Source organism: Microbacterium helvum, assembly GCF_014779795.1.
Classification (GTDB): Bacteria; Actinomycetota; Actinomycetes; order Actinomycetales; family Microbacteriaceae; genus Microbacterium; species Microbacterium helvum.
The window spans coordinates 76940-93297 of record NZ_JACXZS010000008.1; the positions used below are offsets into that span (position 1 = coordinate 76940).

The 16358-nt window shown below is 70.4% G+C and carries 17 protein-coding genes; 14 read left to right on the forward strand and 3 right to left on the reverse strand.

Annotated elements, in window-relative coordinates:
* The first annotated feature begins 49 nt into the window (after positions 1 to 49).
* The gene (gene truA / locus IF188_RS12895) at positions 50 to 910 is read left to right on the forward strand and encodes a tRNA pseudouridine(38-40) synthase TruA (protein WP_191172209.1); all 861 of its coding nucleotides are present in this window, start codon (positions 50 to 52) and stop codon (positions 908 to 910) included.
* Here truA and IF188_RS12900 read toward each other — a convergent pair.
* The gene (locus IF188_RS12900; RefSeq protein ID WP_191172210.1) at positions 825 to 1433 is read right to left on the reverse strand and encodes a hypothetical protein; all 609 of its coding nucleotides are present in this window, start codon (positions 1431 to 1433) and stop codon (positions 825 to 827) included. The genes truA and IF188_RS12900 overlap by 86 nt on opposite strands.
* Between IF188_RS12900 and IF188_RS12905 the strand changes: the two genes are divergently transcribed.
* Positions 1423 to 2142: an endonuclease/exonuclease/phosphatase family protein gene (locus tag IF188_RS12905; protein ID WP_191172211.1), complete on the forward strand. Its 720-nt coding sequence runs from the start codon at positions 1423 to 1425 to the stop codon at positions 2140 to 2142. The two genes, IF188_RS12900 and IF188_RS12905, sit on opposite strands and share 11 nt — an antisense overlap.
* A gap of 36 nt (positions 2143 to 2178) precedes the next feature.
* Here IF188_RS12905 and IF188_RS12910 read toward each other — a convergent pair whose 3' ends face one another.
* Both IF188_RS12910 and IF188_RS12915 read right to left on the reverse strand, forming a co-directional pair.
* Positions 2179 to 3033 (reverse strand): hypothetical protein, encoded by an 855-nt coding sequence (locus IF188_RS12910; RefSeq protein ID WP_191172212.1) that lies wholly within the window; start codon positions 3031 to 3033, stop codon positions 2179 to 2181.
* Positions 3034 to 3082: 49 nt separating this feature from the next.
* Entirely contained in the window at positions 3083 to 3445 is a 363-nt protein-coding gene (locus IF188_RS12915; RefSeq protein WP_191172213.1) for a hypothetical protein, read from the reverse strand.
* Positions 3446 to 3706: 261 nt separating this feature from the next.
* Between IF188_RS12915 and rplM the strand changes: the two genes are divergently transcribed.
* The 12 genes from rplM (at position 3707) to IF188_RS12975 (ending at position 16356) form a co-directional block, all read left to right on the forward strand.
* Positions 3707 to 4153, forward strand: coding sequence for a 50S ribosomal protein L13 (rplM, locus tag IF188_RS12920; RefSeq protein WP_191172214.1), 447 nt, complete (start codon positions 3707 to 3709; stop codon positions 4151 to 4153).
* Between the two features lie 25 nt (positions 4154 to 4178).
* On the forward strand, positions 4179 to 4655 hold the full coding sequence (gene rpsI, locus IF188_RS12925; protein WP_191172215.1) for a 30S ribosomal protein S9: 477 nt from the start codon (positions 4179 to 4181) through the stop codon (positions 4653 to 4655).
* Positions 4656 to 4671: 16 nt separating this feature from the next.
* Positions 4672 to 6030, forward strand: coding sequence for a phosphoglucosamine mutase (glmM, locus tag IF188_RS12930; RefSeq protein ID WP_191172216.1), 1359 nt, complete (start codon positions 4672 to 4674; stop codon positions 6028 to 6030).
* A 190-nt stretch (positions 6031 to 6220) separates the two neighbouring features.
* Positions 6221 to 7060 (forward strand): universal stress protein, encoded by an 840-nt coding sequence (locus IF188_RS12935; protein ID WP_191172217.1) that lies wholly within the window; start codon positions 6221 to 6223, stop codon positions 7058 to 7060.
* Between the two features lie 86 nt (positions 7061 to 7146).
* Complete coding sequence (locus IF188_RS12940; RefSeq protein ID WP_191172218.1) at positions 7147 to 8187, forward strand: LacI family DNA-binding transcriptional regulator; 1041 nt, start codon at positions 7147 to 7149, stop codon at positions 8185 to 8187.
* Positions 8188 to 8319: 132 nt separating this feature from the next.
* A complete protein-coding gene (locus IF188_RS12945; RefSeq protein WP_224751841.1) occupies positions 8320 to 9693 on the forward strand; it encodes an ABC transporter substrate-binding protein in 1374 nt (457 codons plus the stop codon).
* Positions 9694 to 9756: 63 nt separating this feature from the next.
* Positions 9757 to 10791 (forward strand): carbohydrate ABC transporter permease, encoded by a 1035-nt coding sequence (locus tag IF188_RS12950; RefSeq protein ID WP_191172219.1) that lies wholly within the window; start codon positions 9757 to 9759, stop codon positions 10789 to 10791.
* On the forward strand, positions 10788 to 11690 hold the full coding sequence (locus IF188_RS12955; RefSeq protein ID WP_191172220.1) for a carbohydrate ABC transporter permease: 903 nt from the start codon (positions 10788 to 10790) through the stop codon (positions 11688 to 11690). Before IF188_RS12950 ends, IF188_RS12955 begins: the two co-directional genes overlap by 4 nt.
* Positions 11687 to 12394 carry a hypothetical protein gene (locus IF188_RS12960; protein WP_191172221.1) on the forward strand — a complete coding sequence of 236 codons (708 nt, stop codon included), beginning with the start codon at positions 11687 to 11689 and terminating at the stop codon, positions 12392 to 12394. The genes IF188_RS12955 and IF188_RS12960 overlap by 4 nt, the downstream gene beginning before the upstream one ends.
* On the forward strand, positions 12391 to 14505 hold the full coding sequence (locus IF188_RS20585) for a glycoside hydrolase family 36 protein (protein WP_318152873.1): 2115 nt from the start codon (positions 12391 to 12393) through the stop codon (positions 14503 to 14505). Before IF188_RS12960 ends, IF188_RS20585 begins: the two co-directional genes overlap by 4 nt.
* Positions 14498 to 15397 carry a family 43 glycosylhydrolase gene (locus IF188_RS12970; protein WP_318152874.1) on the forward strand — a complete coding sequence of 300 codons (900 nt, stop codon included), beginning with the start codon at positions 14498 to 14500 and terminating at the stop codon, positions 15395 to 15397. Before IF188_RS20585 ends, IF188_RS12970 begins: the two co-directional genes overlap by 8 nt.
* Positions 15394 to 16356: a hydroxyacid dehydrogenase gene (locus IF188_RS12975; RefSeq protein WP_191172222.1), complete on the forward strand. Its 963-nt coding sequence runs from the start codon at positions 15394 to 15396 to the stop codon at positions 16354 to 16356. Before IF188_RS12970 ends, IF188_RS12975 begins: the two co-directional genes overlap by 4 nt.
* Positions 16357 to 16358 lie beyond the last annotated feature (2 nt).

Below are 16358 nucleotides of genomic sequence, written 5' to 3' on the forward strand. Positions count from 1 at the left end.
GCACGCCGTCTCGGTGCGACGATGAAGCCTCGCCGAATAAGGTGGGGACGTGCGCATCCGGCTCGACATCGCCTATGACGGCACGCACTTTCGCGGCTGGGCCCGGCAGCCGGGGCTGCGCACGGTGCAAGAGACCCTCGAGACCGCGCTGGCCCGCGTCGTCGGCGGCTCGCCGCGGCTCGTCGTCGCCGGGCGCACGGACGCCGGCGTGCACGCGAGCGATCAGGTCGCTCACGTCGACCTCGACGACGAGCAGCAGGAGCGGATGCTGGCGCGCCACGCCCGTCCGTCGGCCGCGCCCCAGACGATCCAGGACCGCGCGCACGCGCTCGCCGCACGGATGACGGGTGTGCTCGGCGCCTACTCGGACGTCGCCGTGACCGCTTCGCGCCTCGCCCCGGAGGGATTCGACGCGCGGTTCTCAGCCGTGTGGCGCCGGTACGAGTACCGCATCGCCGACACGGTGACCGGCTATGACCCGCTCGAGCGCAACCGCACGACAACGGTGCGCGCCGCGCTGGACGAGACCGCGATGGATGCCGCCGCCCGCGCACTCATCGGACTCCACGACTTCGCGGCCTACTGCAAGCCGCGCGACGAGGCGACGACCATCCGGACGCTGCTCGAGTTCGACTGGCACCGGGACGCCGCGGGCGTGCTGGTCGCGAACGTCAAGGCCGACGCCTTCTGCCACAGCATGGTGCGCGCGCTGGTCGGCGCGTGTGTCGCCGTCGGCGAGGGCCGCCTCGACGTGGACGACGTGGTCGACATCCGCGACGCGCAGGAGCGCGTGCCCGAGGTGAAGGTGCTCGCGGCGCGCGGCCTCACGCTGTCCGAGGTCGGGTACCCCGCAGACGAGCTGCTGGCTCAGCGCGCCGAGCAGACGCGCGCGCGGCGCGCGCTCGGCTAGCGCGCGCGGCCGGCGCCGGGGTGACCGATTCGAGCACGGCCGCCGCGACCGGGCGCAGCGACGGTGCCGCGCCGTACGCGCCGGCGACGACGGTCACGGCGTTCTCGAGCTCACGCGCCCGATTCAGCGCCGCCTGACTCTCGGCGACCACGCGGTCGGCCGCGACGTACGCGAGACGCAGCTGCGCGCGTTCGTGCTCGTCGCAGCCCGCGCGCCGCGCCGAGAGCTCCAGCGCATCGGCCGCCCGCGAGCGTGCGGCGCGGCTGCGAGACAGTTCGCGTTCCGCGGCTTCGCGGTCCGCGCGGCTTGCGGCGACGGCGGTGTCGAGTTCGGTCCGGAGGATTCCGGTGGATGCTGCCGACATGGGGTCCTCCAGGTTCGGTGTGACGACTACCAAGAGGCGCGGCATCCCGGTTTCGTACATCGCATTGCGGATATTCCGCTGTGAGGTCAGGATGCGGATGCCGGGAGGACACCCGCCGGCAAGGCCTTCGGCATAGGCTGGCCCCGTCATGAAGGTCATCTCGTACAACCTGCGCAAGCATCGCGCGGCGGGGGAGCTCACCCACCTCGTCGAGCGCTACGGAGCCGACGCGCTGTGCCTGCAGGAAGCCGACACCACCGACATCCCCGACGAGATCGCAGGTCTTCGCCTGGCCGACTCGACGCAGCGCAACCGGCTCGGCCTCGCGGTCTACTACCGCGAGAACACCTACCGCGCCGTCGACGTGCGCGCGCTCGCGCTCAAGAAGTCGCTGCACGACCGCGTGCTCAAGCCCGCTGAGGAGCGCCTGCTCGGGGTGCGCCTGCACGACATCGACGAGAACCACGACATCATCGTTGCGTCGTTCCACGCGGCCCCGCTCACGGCGCTCAACTCGCTGCGGCGCCACCAGATCCGCACGGCGCTCGCCGAGCTGCAGCAGCTCGGCGAGGGCGTGCCGGCGATCATGGTGGGCGACTACAACTACCCGGTGTTCAAAGAGCGGCTCGGGCAGCACGTGCGCGACCAGGGGTACGAGCTGAACCTCAGCGACTCGCGCACGTACACGCGGTACCGGTTCTTCCGCGGCCACTACGACTTCGCCACCTCGGTGGGCTTCGAGATCGACCGCGTGCGGACGCTGCCGCAGGGACTCAGCGACCACCTGCCGATCCTCGTGACGGCGCGACCCGCGACGGGGGTGCGACGCACCGTCGAGGTCGCCGACATCGAATCCGGCGCGGCGTGACGTCGTGCCGGAGGATGCCGCGGCCGCCGGCATCCCTCACCCGGCGATGAGGGACGGGTCGGGATCGGGCCACTTCTCGATGCCCTGCACCACCCAGAACGCGAAGAACAGCACGAGCGCCGCGATCTCGACGATGAGCACGATAGGGACGCCCGCCGCCCCCGTCTGCGGCAGCAGGATCGCATAGGCCACGAGCAGCACGATCAGGCCTGCCGCGATGGCGATGTAGAGCGCGCGGAAGACCGGCGTCGGCTGCGGGCCACTCCGCGGAAAGGCGCTGCGCACCGCCGCGGCCGCGAACAGCGCGAAGAACGCGGTGGTCGCGATGAAGTGCGCGTGCTGAAGGAAGAGGTCGTGGGCGAGGGCCCACGTCAGCCCGACCGTGGCGAGCACGACGACCGTGATGAGCAACGACGGCCACACCGCCGCGAGCGACACCTGACGCAGCAGGGCGAGCAGCAGCGCCACCAGCACCGCCAGCCCGCCGAGGACGAGGTACACGGTGACGCCGTTCGCGGCGTCCGCCTCGAACGCGGCAGGGAAGCACCGCGTCTCGCCGGGGCATTCCACGACGACACCGGGCACCGAGCCCGGCGCGAGCGTGGTCGGCACGAGCGCGATGAGCGGGGCGAACAGTGCGGCGGCGTCGAGCAGCGCTCGCTCGAGTCCGCGCCCCGAGAGGGCGAACAGAGCGAGGGATGCCGCCACCAGGGCGCCGACGAACACATCGCGCGCGGGCGTGTAGAAGTAGTCGCTGATCGAGGTGAGCCAGCCGTACGTCGCGGCGGCCTGCGCGACGGCGACGAAGATCGCCACGACGGTGCCCGCGACGCCGATGCGCAGGTACCGGTAGGTGCGCTCGGGCGATGTGGAGACGGCGATGTGCGACATGGCGGTCACGATAGCGCCGGGCGCCGACGCGGAGCGGGGGATGCCGCCGTCAGGAGCCGAAGTAGGCCCGCGCGTCGCGCGTGTAGAGCAGGATCAGACCGATGATCGGAAGGAGCGCGCCCCACAGCACCGTCCAGAAGCTCTCACCCGAGAAGAGGCCGATCGCCTCGAGGATGATCGTGACCGTGAAGACGATGGCCGCGACCGTGCGGGCGGTCGGGCGGCCGCGCCAGAGGCCGACGCCGACGGCGAGCGTGATGATCCCGACGATGAGGCTCAGCCAGCCGAGGATCGCGGGCCACGTGATGAACAGGCCCGCGATGATCGCGAAGATCGATCCGATGATCTGAAAGAAGCCCGACAGCCAGGCGATGATCGCGACGATGGTGACGCCGAGGGGGCGGTTGGGCATGCGCTACTCCTTCGCTCGGCCGTCGCGGTCCGGACGGTCTCGCGTCCACCGTAGCGAGGAACGCGCGCATAGTGCGTGAGGCAGGGCATTTGGCCGAAGCCTCCCGCGTGTCGTACTATTGATCTTTGGTGTCCGGCTCAGCTGACCCGGCATCACGAACGTGAGCCCTCCACTGGCGTGTTCGTCTCTCTTCGAGAGACCGAACCACCCCGGAGTGGGATTCACGAACCTCTCCGTTCGAATCAAGAAAGCAGCACTACTGTGACGCGCACTTACACCCCCAAGGCTGGCGAAGCCCAGCGCGAGTGGCTGGTCATCGACGCGACCGACGTCGTCCTCGGCCGTCTCGCCTCGCACGCCGCCGCCCTCCTCCGCGGCAAGCACAAGCCGACCTTCGCCCCCCACGTCGACCAGGGCGACTTCGTCATCATCATCAACGCCGACAAGGTCGCGCTGACCGGCCAGAAGCTCCAGCAGAAGAAGGCCTACCGTCACTCGGGCTACCCGGGCGGCCTCAAGGCTGTCACCTACGCCGAGCTCCTCGAGAAGAACCCCGTGCGTGCGGTCGAGAAGGCCGTCCGCGGCATGCTCCCGAAGAACACCCTCGGCGCGAACCAGCTGTCGAAGCTGAAGGTCTACGCGGGCGCCGAGCACCCGCACGCGGCCCAGAAGCCCACCGCGTACGTTTTCGACCAGGTCGCCCAGTAAGCGCCGCACAGAACAGGACACACTGATGGCGAACATCGAAGAAACCCCCACCAGCTACTCCACCGAGACCGCGGTCGACGAGACCGTCGTCGCGGCCGAGCGCCCCGTGCTCTCGGTCTCGGGCTCGGCCGTAGGTCGTCGCAAGCAGGCCATCGCCCGCGTGCGCGTCATCCCCGGCTCCGGCACGATCACGGTCAACGGCCGCGCGTTCGAGGACTACTTCCCGAACAAGCTCCACCAGCAGCTGATCACCGACCCCTTCACGGTGCTGAACCTCAACGGCGCGTACGACGTCATCGTCCGCATCTCGGGTGGTGGCCCCTCGGGCCAGGCCGGCGCGCTGCGCCTGGGCATCGCCCGTGCGCTGAACGAGATCGACGTCGAGAACAACCGCCCGACCCTCAAGAAGGCCGGCTTCCTCTCGCGCGACGCCCGCGTCATCGAGCGCAAGAAGGCCGGTCTCAAGAAGGCCCGCAAGGCGCCGCAGTACTCGAAGCGCTGATCGGCTTCACCTCCGCATGCCGATCTTTGGCACGGATGGCGTGAGGGGGCTGGCCAACGGCCCCCTCACTGCCGATCTCGCACTGTCCCTGGCCCAGGCGACCGCTGTCGTCCTGGGCCAGGGCCGTTCTGCCGAGGCACGTCGCGCCGCCGGCAAGCGTCTCACCGCCGTCGTCGCGCGCGATCCGCGCGTGTCGGGCGAGTTCCTGTCCGCCGCGGTCGAGGCCGGTCTCGCCTCGTCCGGCGTCGACGTCTTCGACGCCGGCGTGCTGCCCACTCCCGCTGCGGCGTTCCTGATCGCCGACATCGACGCCGACTTCGGCGTGATGGTGTCGGCATCCCACAATCCCGCTCCCGACAACGGCATCAAGATCTTCGCGCGAGGCGGGGTGAAGCTGCCCGACGTCGTCGAGGAGCGCATCGAGTCCGCCATGGCGGGCGACAAGCTCCTGCCGACGGGTGCCGCGGTCGGACGCATCCGCCGCTTCGCGGACGCCGAGGACCGCTACGTCGTGCACCTGCTCGGCTCGCTGCCGCATCGGCTGGACGGCCTCCACGTCGTGATCGACTGCGCGCACGGCGCGGCATCCGGCGTGTCTCCTGAGACCTTCCGCGACGCGGGCGCCCGGGTCACCGTCATCGGCGCCGATCCTGACGGTCTCAACATCAACGACGGCGTGGGCTCGACGCACCTCGACGTGCTCGCTCGCGCGGTGGTGGATGCCGGCGCCGACGTGGGCATCGCGCACGACGGCGATGCCGACCGGTGCCTCGCGATCGATGCCGACGGCAAGGTCGTCGACGGCGACCAGATCATGGCGATCCTCGCCGTGTCGATGAAGTCCCGCGGCCGGCTGAAGGACGACACGCTCGTCGCGACCGTCATGAGCAACCTCGGTCTGCACCGCGCCATGACCGCCCATGGCATCCACGTCGAGACGACCGCCGTCGGCGACCGGTACGTGCTCGAGCGCATGAACGAGGGCGGCTTCTCGCTCGGCGGCGAGCAGTCCGGTCACGTCATCATGAGCGACTACGCGACGACCGGTGACGGGCTGCTGACCGGCCTGCACCTCGTGGCCGAGATGGCGCGCACGGGCAAGTCGCTGAGCGAGCTCGCCTCGATCATGACCGTGTATCCGCAGGTGCTCGTGAACGTGAAGGGCGTGGACCGCACGCTCGCCGGAACTGACGAGGTGGTTCAGGATGCCGTCGCCCGCGCCACCGCGGCGCTCGGCGTCTCGGGCCGGGTGCTGCTGCGCCCGTCGGGCACCGAGCAGCTCGTGCGCGTGATGGTCGAGGCCGCCTCCGAAGACGAGGCTCGGCGGCACGCCGACGAGCTCGCCGACGTGGTGCGCGACCGCCTGGCGCTGTAGCTCCCGCGACAGCGCACCATCGCATCTCGAATGGGCCCGTCTTGTCGCCTCCAGACGCGGAGGTGACAAGACCGGCCCCTTCTGCGTCGTGAGGTGTGCACCGAGGGCGCCGTCGGCCTTTGTCACGGCCCTCCTGCCTGCGGCCGCGGGCGGGCACGGGCTAGCCTGAGGGCATCCGAGAGGAGTCATCGTGGGTGAAGCGATCGTCGTCGGAATCACGGATGCCGCGGTCACGCGCCGAGCGGTCGACTGGGCCGCGCAGCGAGCGGCCGAGAGGCGCCAGCCGCTCGAGCTGCTCGCCGTCGTCGGCGGAGCGACCGGCGCGGTGGGCGAGGGAGCGATCGTCGAGGCCGCGCTGGCCGAGGCGCAGGCGCGGGCAGAGGGCGAGGCATCCCGCATCGCCGCAGGCGGAATCGAGGTGCGCACGCGGGTCGAACGCGGCAACCCGGTCTCGCGGCTGCTGGAAGCGTCCGAGAACGCCGCGCTGCTCGTCGTCGGCAGCGACTACCGCGGGCCCGGCTCGAAGGCGGCCCGCGGCGCCCACGGCCTGCGGATCGCGGCGGGCGCGCACTGCCCTGTCGTGGTGGTGCCCGACCTCGACACATCGGGACGCTCCGGGGTCGTGGTGGGGGTGGATGGATCGCCCGCCGGCGAGAAGGCCGTGGCCTTCGCGGCCGCCGAGGCCGATCGGCTGCGCGAGCCGCTCATCGCGGTGTCGGTGTGGACGCCGCTGGAGGTTCCGCGCAACATGGGCGTCTACCCCGTGGAGTACCTGGAGAACCTGGCGCGGCTGACCGAGGAGTCGCTCGGGATCTCGCTCGCCGGGCTGCGTTCGCAGTACCCCGACCTCACGATCGAGCCTCGCGTGGAACGTGGCTATCCATCGCAGATCATCAACGAGCTGGCCGCGCAGGCGCGGCTGGCCGTCGTGGGCTCGCACGGCCGCGGCGCGCTCGCCCGGTTCCTGCTCGGCTCGATCAGTCAGGAAGTGCTCGCGCGTCTCGCGACGGTCACGGCTGTGGTGCGCTGAGCGGCGGCGGGGCGCGGCACGACCCGGCCGCCGGCATCCGGGATACTGGATAGCGTTATCTGAACGCGCACGGCCGGGGGAGACGAATGTCGAAGAGTGCAAAGCCCGCCACCCTCGCGGACGTCGCGCGCCTGGCGGGGGTGTCGGTGCCGGCGGCATCCCGAGCACTCAACGGCGGGGTGCGCGGCAAGCAGAGCGGGTCGCCCGAGCTGCGCAGCCGCGTCGAAGAGGCCGCGCGCACGCTGGGGTACTCGGTGAGTCCGGCCGCGCAGACCATCAAGGGCGGCCGCGCGAACACCGTCGCCTTCATCGTCGGCGACATCGACGACTTCGGTTCCGCCACGATGATCTCGGGCGTCATGCACGCCGCCGAAGAGCGCGGGGTCTCGGTCGCGGTTCGCACGACGCGCGACGACTCGCTGCGCGAGCTCGAGCTGCTCACCCAGCTGCGCGGCGAACGCCACCTCGCCGTCGTGATGGCCACGAGCCGCACGACGGACGCGGCGCGCGAAGCCGCGGTCAAGGAACAGCTCGTCGTGCTGCGCGACCACGGCGCGCGGATCGTCGTGATCGGCGACAACGACCTCGGGTTCCCGACCGTGACGGTCGACAACCGTCATGCCGCGAGGCTGCTGGCCGAAGGGCTGGCGGATGCCGGCAAGCGGCGTTTCGCGATCGTCTCGGGGCCATCGGGCGAGGTGACCGCGCTGGAGCGCGTCGGCGGGTTCGTCGAGGGGCTCGCGGCGCGCGGCATCACGGTGGACGAACAGGACGTGGTGCACACCGACTTCTCGCGCGACGGCGGATACCGCGCCGTCGAGCAGCTGCGGGACCGGCTGGGGGAGTTCGACGTCATCGCCGCGATGAGCGATGCGATGGCCGTGGGCGTGATCGCCCGCCTTCGCGAGCTCGGGGTCTCGACGCCGGATGACATCGAGGTCACGGGGTTCGACCACGTGCCGATGCTCGGCGACGTGCTGCCCGGCTTCAGCACCGTCGAGGTCCCGCTGGAGCGGTTCGGTGGCGCGGCGCTGGAGCTCGCGCTGGACGACGGCGACGACCTCGAGGCGACCATCGCGCTCACCGCGACGCCGATCCTGCACGGCGCCCCGCTCGCACGCGTGTAGGCGGCATCCACTCGTCCTCCGCCTTGCGCGCAGAGATGGAAAGCGCTTTACAGAAATGAGTGGCAAACGTTGTCCACTTTGGGGTACTCTCTCCGAGACGGAAACGATCCGGCACGAATCAAGGGAGATCACATGCACGACGCAACGACGCGGGCAGGGGTGCGCGCCCGTCTGGGCCGCCGCTCGCCCTGGGTCGTCGGGGCAGCGGGAATCGCTGTCGCGGCACTGGCGCTCACCGGCTGCAGCGGCAGCCCTTCGGGCTCCGACGGCGACTCGGCCGCGAAAGAGAAGACGACGATCCGCTTCCTGTACGCCACCGGCGACGACACCTGGAACTCGGTGGTCGACGCCGTGGTCAAGGCCTTCAACGAGCAGAGCGACACGACGACCGTGCAGCTCGACCCGCTTCCTGCCGGCAGCGACTACGCGACGGCCCTGAAGACGATGGATGCCACGGGCAACTGGCCCGCCGTCGTCGACATGCGCGACACCCTCACCTACGTGAACGCCGGCAAGTTGGCGCCGATCCCCGACTCGGTGACCGAGCTCATCCAGCCCGAGGCCTTCGGCACCGCCGAGGACGGCAACGTCTACACCGTCCCGTACAGCGCGCTGAACGGCGAGATCGGCCTGAACATCGTCTACAACAAGGACTACTTCAAGGACAACGACCTCGAGGTTCCCGAGACGTACGACGACTTCCTCGATCTGCTCGCCGACATCAAGGCGAACGGCGACGCCCCGCTGGCGACCGCCGCCGCCGAGGTCTGGCCGAGCGACCAGCTGTGGAAGCCGCTGGCCGCGCCCTACTTCGCGCAGTACGGCGACGAGGGCGGATTCTGGACCGCCGCCCAGAACGGCGATGCCAGCATCGAGGATCTGCGCGAACCGCTCCAGGAACTGCTCGACATCACGAACGACTACGTGCTCGAGGGCTGGCAGTCCACCGCCGACGCGCAGACGACGACCCTGCTCGTGAACGACATGGCCGTCATGGCGACCTCGTCGGCCGGCATCGGGCGTCTCAACGACATCAACAAGGTCGACCCGGACTTCAACGCGGGCCTGTTCATCATTCCCGCCGAGGACGGCACGATCAACGTGCTGAAGAACGCCGTCAACGGCGACACCGCCGGCGGTCTCGCGATCTCGGCGCAAGCCGCCGAGGACGAGGACGAGTACGCGTCGGCGACCGAGTTCCTCGAGTACTTCTACCAAGTCGACACCGCGAACCTGATGGAGTCCGAGGGGTGGCTCGCGCCCAACATCGTCGCCTCGGACGAGATCGAGCGCAACACCTCGATCCCCGGCTCGAAGGACTACTTCGCGCTGCTGGAGAACCCGAACCTGCAGTGGTACGAGAACGTCTCGGATCTCTCGACCTTCAGCGCCTTCAACACCTTCTTCCGCCAGGCGCGCATCGAGATGCAGGACGGCCAGTCGTCGATCGACGACACCATCGCCAAGGTGCAGGCCGAGTTCGACAAGACGGTCGCCGCAGGCTGACATGCGTGACGCGGTGCCCGGACGCTGATCCGGGCACCGCGGAGCGGAGGCGAGGAGGTCTCCATGACAGATCAGAGTGCCCTGCAGGGGCAGACCCAGGTGGTCGGCGCCGCCGTCCGGCTCACGGGCGGGGGTCCGCTCGACGGCGCGCCGGAGGGCGTGCCCGACGACGTCGCGTTCGTGCCCTCAGGGCCGGAGTCCCACAATCGCCGTACGCGCCGGTTCCGCTCGGCGCGCTGGGTGATGCTCGGCTTCATCGCGCCGGCGCTGGTGATCTACCTGCTCATGGTGATCGTGCCGTCGCTCCAGTCGCTGCAGCTGAGCTTCACGAACTGGGACGGCATCAGCCCCGGCTACGACTACGTGGGCGTGCGCAACTACGAAGAGATCCTCACGAGCGGTCGCTTCTGGAACGCGGTGAAGAACACCCTCATCCTGGGTCTCGGGTCCGCGGTGATCATCAACGCCATCTCGCTCGGCGTCGCTCTCATGCTCGACAAGGTCGGCCGCTGGCAGGGCCTGTTCCGCACCGCGGTGTACCTGCCGTCGCTCGTGAGCGCCTTCATCCTCGCGACGGTGTGGAAGTACCTCCTCAACTACAACTTCGGCGCGGTGAACACGTTCCTGCGCGATGTCGGATTCCCGGACTGGGCCCGGGACTGGCTGGGCGACAGCTCGATCGTCGTCGGCGTCATCCTGTTCATCACGTGCTTCACGCTCGGCGGCAACACGACGCTCATCTACCTCGCCAACCTGCAGTCCGTGCCGCAGGAGCTCATCGAGGCGGCCCGCATCGACGGCGCGAACAGCCGTCAGGTGTTCCGGCACGTCACGTGGCCGATGCTCGCCGGCGCGGTCACGGTCAACATGACGCTGGCGATGATCGCCGGCTGGACCATCTTCGACCAGGTCATGGTGCTCACCTCGGGCGGCCCCGGGTTCGTCAGCGAGACCATGGCGTTCTTCATCTACAAGGTCGGCTTCGGCGAGTACCGCGCCGGCTTCGGCAGCGCGGCCGCCATCGTGCTGTTCCTCGTGGTGATCGTCAGCACCGTCGCGGCGAACGCCTACATGCGCAAGAGGGAGATCCAGGCATGAGCACCGAGACCGAACTGCTCGTCGCGCCGCGGCCGGCGTCGCCGCGCGGACGCCGGAAGGCGGCATCCCCCCGCAAGAAGCTCACCCTCGGCCAGGTCCTGGTCATGGTCGTGCTCGCCGTGCTGGTGCTGATCGTCGCCAGCCCCGTGATCTACGCGCTGCTGAACTCGTTCCGCTCGTACGCCGAGATCACGAAGGACCCGATGGGGCTGCCCACGCAGTTCACCCTCGACAACTACGTGCAGCTGTTCCAGCAGACCGACTACGGCGAGGCGCTCGTCAACACGCTGATCATCACGGTGGCGACCGTCGTGCTGCTCGTGGCGATCGTGCCGATGGCGGCGTACGGCATCGAGCGCGTCGGCGGACGCACGTCGCGGTTCATGTACATCCTGTTCATCGCGGGCCTCATGATCCCGTTCCAGGTGCGCATGATCCCGCTCGTCAAGGGCTTCAACGAGGTCGGGCTGTACAGCACGCTGACCAGTGTCATCCTCGTGCACCTCGGCGGAGCGGCCAGCTTCGGCATCCTGCTGTACTGCAGCTTCCTCAAGAGCGTGCCGATCGACGTCGAGGAGGCGGCAGCCATCGATGGCGCCGGGCGACTGCGCACGTTCTGGTCGATCGTGTTCCCGATGCTGCTGCCGGTGACGTCGGCCTTCGTCATCATCCAGGCGCTCGGGCTGTGGAACGACTTCTTCATCCCGCTGGTGTTCCTCGACTCCTCGTCCGCGGGAACCATCAACGTCGCGATCAACCGCATGGTGGGCCTGCTCACATCGCAGTGGCAGCTCATCTACACCGGCGCGATCCTCGCGATCATCCCGTCGGTGGCGATCTTCGCCGCGTTCCAGCGCTACTTCATCAAGGGCATGTCGGTCGGGGCGGTGAAGGGATGAGCGCGCTCGCCGCCCGGGCACGGGCACTGCTCGCCCTGGACGGGCCGCTCGCCGGGACCGTGCTCGCCGTGTTCCGGTACTTCACGGTGTCGGTGTCGTATCTCGCGTGCCTCGTGCCGCTGCTCGCGTTCACCGCACTGGTCGGGTGGCAGGCGACCCATCTCGCGGTCTGGCTCGGCTCGGCGTCGCTGCTGCCGATCGCTCCGGCGACGTTCGCGCTGCTGCGCAGCACCCGGGTGCTGCTCGTCGAGCGCGGCGACGCCGCCGCGGGTCGCGTGTTCTGGAGCGCGTTCGCGGAGGGATGCCGCCACCTGTGGTGGACGGGCGTCTCCCTGGTCGGCGCGGCAGTCCTGCTGGGGTACGACCTGGCGCTGTTCGGCGGCTCGGACGTCGTCGTGCTGCTGGTCGCGGCCGGTGCCGCGCTCGCCGTGGCGCTGCTCGTCGGCGTGTGCGTCGTCGCGACCGCGCACGGCCCGCGCGGGGCGGTCGAGACGGTGACCGCGGCCGCGAAGGCGATCGCGCGGCGTCCGCACGTGGCGTTGAGCTGGCTGCTGCTGCTCGGCCTCGGCCTCGCCGCGACGGCGATCCCCGTTCTCGGGCCGACCCTCGCCCTGTTCCTTCCGGCGCTCATCGGCGCCGGCATCCATATCTGCAACGACGCGCTGCGTCTTCCGCTGACCGACGAGACGAGACAGACTCCGTGACCGAAGCCGCCCCCCATCCCTCCGCCGTCATCGTCGGACCGACCGAGCAGCGCGAGCAGCCGCCGGCCACGGCGCGCGCCCGTGTCGGCGCGTTCGAGCTGCGCTGGCACGCCGATGCCCCGGCAGCCCTGGTCGTGCCCGCCTCGGCTTTCGCGGGACGCGCCGCGATCGGCCTCGTCGAGGTCTTTACCGCCGACGAGCAGCGGGCGCGTACCAGCCAGGCGTACTGGCGGTCGGCCGTCGGCGAGCGGCTGCGCGTGCAGGGTTCGACGGTGACGACCGAGGACGACGGGACGCGCGCCGTCGTCGTGCAGGCCGATGCGACGAGTGGGATCGAGGTGCGCACCACACTCACCGCCCCGCGCGGGACCGCCGCGATCCGCATCGAGAACGAGGTGCGCAATGCCGGTCGCGAGCCGTTCGTGGTGACCGCGGTCTCGTCCGCCACGATCGGCATCGGTCACACCGCCGACGACCTCGACCGCACGCGGTGGGGCACGGCGGCGAGCGAGTGGCTCGCCGAGGACCGCTGGAGCGAGGTGCCGCTGCGCAGTCTGCTGCCCGACATCGCGCTGCCCTTCCACGCGCAGGACGCCCGTGGCCACGCGGGCCTGACGAGCCACGGCGCGTGGTCGAGCGGCGAGCACGTGCCGGCCGGTTATCTCATCCGCGAGGACGGCGAGGCACTGGCATGGCAGATCGAGACCAGCGCGGGGTGGCACGCCGACCTGTGTCAGACGCGCGATGGCGCCGTGCTGGCGCTGCTCGGACCGACCGATCTCGAGCATCAGTTCGCGCATGAGCTGCTGCCCGGAGAGACATTCACGGCCGTACCGGTCGCGCTGGCGGCATCCCCGCACTCGCGGGACGAGTCGATCGCCGAGCTGACGCGCTACCGGCGCTGGTTGCGCGGAACGGCCGGCGAGCAGAAGCTGCCGGTGGTGTACAACGACTTCATGAACACCCTGATGGGTCAGCCGACGACCGAGAAGCTGCTCCCGCTGGTGCGGCGCGCCGCCGAGGCGGGCGTCGAGGTGTTCTGCATCGACGCCGGCTGGTTCGCGGATCCTGCGATCGGCGACTGGTGGTCGACGGTCGGGGAGTGGCGCGAAGCGCCCGCGCGGTTCCCGGACGGCGGGCTGCGCCGCGTGATCGACGCGATCCTCGACGCCGGCATGGCGCCGGGGCTGTGGCTGGAGCCGGAGGTCGTCGGCGTGGACAGCCCCGCCGCCGCGAGCCTGCCCGACGAGGCGTTCTTCCAGCGCTTCGGGCGGCGGGTGCAGGAGGACCGCCGCTATCACCTCGACTTCCGGCATCCCGCAGCCCGCGCGCACCTCGACGCGACCGTCGACCACCTGGTCGAGGAGTACGGCATCCGCTACCTGAAGCTGGACTACAACATCAACCCCGGCGCCGGCACCGACCACCTCGCGACGGCGGCGGGCGACGGGCTGCTCGCGCACACGCGGGCGTTCCGCGATTGGCTCGTGCGCGTGCAGCAGCGGCATCCTTCGCTGCGCGTCGAGAACTGCAGCTCGGGGGCGATGCGGGCGGACTACGCCCTGCTCGCGGTGACGCACCTGCAGTCCACGAGCGACCAGCAGGACTACCGGCTGTATCCCCCGATCGCGGCCTCCGCGCCGGCGTCCATCCTTCCCGAGCAGTGCGGCAACTGGGCCTACCCCGAGCGCGGGATGACCGACGAAGAGACCGTGTTCACACTCGTCACGGGGCTGAGCGGGCGCCTGTACCTGTCGGGGTTCCTCGACGAGCTGCGTCCCGACCAGCGGGCGCGCGTGGCAGAGGCCGTGGCGCTGCACAAGCAGCTGCGCGACGGGCTGCGGGAGGCCACGCCGTTCTGGCCGCTCGGACTGCCCGAGTGGGATGCCGGGACCGTCTGCCTCGGCCTGCACACCGAGGACGGCGACCTGCTGTTCGTATGGGATCGGGATGCCGCACCTGCCCGGTTCACGATCCCCGGGGTGTCGGCGGCCGAGGTGCTGTTCCCGTCCCGTGCGGCCTCGTGGGGTCTCGCCCCTGGTCCGGCGGGTCTCGACGTCTCAACGCCTGCCGGCCTCGGCGCACGCGTGCTGCGGGTGAACCGTGGCTGAGCGCGGCACGATCAGGCCCGGGCGGGTGTTCGTCGACGATCGGGGTCGCACGGCGCAGCTGCACGGCGTCGGCCTGCAGCGCGTCGGCGACCGATGGCTCGCGTGGGGCGAGGACAAGGCGGCCGGCGGGACCTTCACCGCCGTCGCGTGCTACTCGTCCCGAGACCTGGCGACCTGGACGTACGAGGGCGACGCGCTTGTCGCGGGGGACGGCGACCTTGGGGCGGATCGGGTGATCGAACGCCCCAAGGTGCTGCAGCGCCCCGACGGCCGCTGGGTCATGCTGCTGCACGTCGAGCGCGCCGACTACGCCTACGCCCGGGTCGGCTTCGCGATCGCCGACCGCCCCGAAGGACCGTACGAGTACGTGCGCAGCGAGCGGCCGCTCGGCAACCTCAGCCGTGACATCGGCGTCTTTCAGGAGGACGGCGTCGGCTACCTGCTGTCGGAGGACCGAGAGAACGGCCTGCACATCTATCGGCTGCGCGAGGACCACCTCGGCGTCGATACGGTCGTGGCGACGCTGCGGCAGCAGGCGAACCCGGCGATCGGCTACGAGTCGCCCACCCTGGTGAACCACGACGGCAGCTACTACCTGTTCGGCTCGGACCTCACCGGCTGGGGCATGAACGACAACATGTACACGAGCGCACCGGCGCTCGACGGCCCGTGGGACCACTGGCGCCCGATCGCCCCCGTCGGCACGCACACGTTCGAGTCGCAGGTGAGCGTCGTCGCCCCCGTCGGCAACGGGTACGTGTACATCGGCGACCGCTGGGACCCGGAGGACCTGTCGGAGTCGCCCGCCGTATGGCTGCCGCTGCGCATCGAGGACGGCCGCGTCGTGCTCGAGTGGCGCGACGCCTGGAGCATCGAGGAACTCGGCGCATGAGGGCCGCCCTGCTGATGGACCCGGCACTCGTGCCGTTCGTCTTCGCTCCCGCGGCGCGGGCGCGGCTCGGGGACCTGCTCGAGATCGACCTCGAGGATGCCGCCACCGCGCTCGCCGGCATCCCCGAGCCGTCCGGGGTAGAGCTGCTGATCGTCGGCTGGGGTGCGAAGGTCGACCCCGACGAGCTCGACTCCTTCACGGCGCTGCGCGCCATCGTGCACTGGAGCGGTGGGAACGGCGCCATGGACGGCCCGGCCTCGAGCCGCGGCATCCCGATCTCGTCCGCGCGTGCCGCCAACGCGATCCCCGTCGCCGAGTTCACCCTCGCGATGATCACGCTCGCCGCGAAGGACGCGTTCTGGGCGTCGCGGACCTACACCGCCGAACAGCGCTTCATCGACCGCGAGGCCGAGCTGCCCGACACCGGGCTGTACCTCACCACCGTCGGGATTGTCGGCGCGTCGACGATCGGCCGGCTCGTGATGCGGAAGCTGCAGAGCAGCGAGGTGCGCGTGCTGCTGTTCGACCCTTATGCATCGCCCCCCGACGCGGCCGCGCTCGGCGCCGAGCTCATCGACGACCTCGCGGTGCTCGCCGCCGGCAGCGACCTGCTCTCCATCCACGCGCCTGAGATGCCGTCGACGATCGGCATGGTCTCGGCAGAGGTGCTCGCCGCGCTGCCGGACGGAGCAACGGTCATCAACACCGCCCGTGGGGCGCTCATCGATCAGGAAGCGCTGGTCGCCGAGCTGCGCACCGGGCGGCTCCGCGCCGTCCTCGACGTGACCGAGCCCGACCCGCTGCCCGCGGGGCACCCGCTCTACGAGCTGCCGAATGTGTTCCTCACGCCCCACCTCGCCGGCTCGATGGGCAACGAGCTGCGCAGACTCGGCGAGACCGCGCTGGCAGAGGTCGAGCGCTTCCTCGTCGGCGCGCCGTTCGCGCATCCAGCGCCGTGACG

What these genes read in the sequence shown, in the direction of transcription:
- IF188_RS12905 (WP_191172211.1), top strand. Translation starts at nt 1,423, where the DNA reads ATGAAGGTCATCTCGTACAACCTGCGCAAGCATCGCGCGGCGGGGGAG.
- IF188_RS12900 (WP_191172210.1), bottom strand. Translation starts at nt 1,433, where the DNA reads ATGACCTTCATGACGGGGCCAGCCTATGCCGAAGGCCTTGCCGGCGGG.
- IF188_RS12910 (WP_191172212.1), bottom strand. Translation starts at nt 3,033, where the DNA reads ATGTCGCACATCGCCGTCTCCACATCGCCCGAGCGCACCTACCGGTAC.
- IF188_RS12915 (WP_191172213.1), bottom strand. Translation starts at nt 3,445, where the DNA reads ATGCCCAACCGCCCCCTCGGCGTCACCATCGTCGCGATCATCGCCTGG.
- rpsI (WP_191172215.1), top strand. Translation starts at nt 4,179, where the DNA reads ATGGCGAACATCGAAGAAACCCCCACCAGCTACTCCACCGAGACCGCG.
- glmM (WP_191172216.1), top strand. Translation starts at nt 4,672, where the DNA reads ATGCCGATCTTTGGCACGGATGGCGTGAGGGGGCTGGCCAACGGCCCC.
- IF188_RS12940 (WP_191172218.1), top strand. Translation starts at nt 7,147, where the DNA reads ATGTCGAAGAGTGCAAAGCCCGCCACCCTCGCGGACGTCGCGCGCCTG.
- IF188_RS12945 (WP_224751841.1), top strand. Translation starts at nt 8,320, where the DNA reads ATGCACGACGCAACGACGCGGGCAGGGGTGCGCGCCCGTCTGGGCCGC.
- IF188_RS12950 (WP_191172219.1), top strand. Translation starts at nt 9,757, where the DNA reads ATGACAGATCAGAGTGCCCTGCAGGGGCAGACCCAGGTGGTCGGCGCC.
- IF188_RS12955 (WP_191172220.1), top strand. Translation starts at nt 10,788, where the DNA reads ATGAGCACCGAGACCGAACTGCTCGTCGCGCCGCGGCCGGCGTCGCCG.
- IF188_RS12960 (WP_191172221.1), top strand. Translation starts at nt 11,687, where the DNA reads ATGAGCGCGCTCGCCGCCCGGGCACGGGCACTGCTCGCCCTGGACGGG.
- IF188_RS12975 (WP_191172222.1), top strand. Translation starts at nt 15,394, where the DNA reads ATGAGGGCCGCCCTGCTGATGGACCCGGCACTCGTGCCGTTCGTCTTC.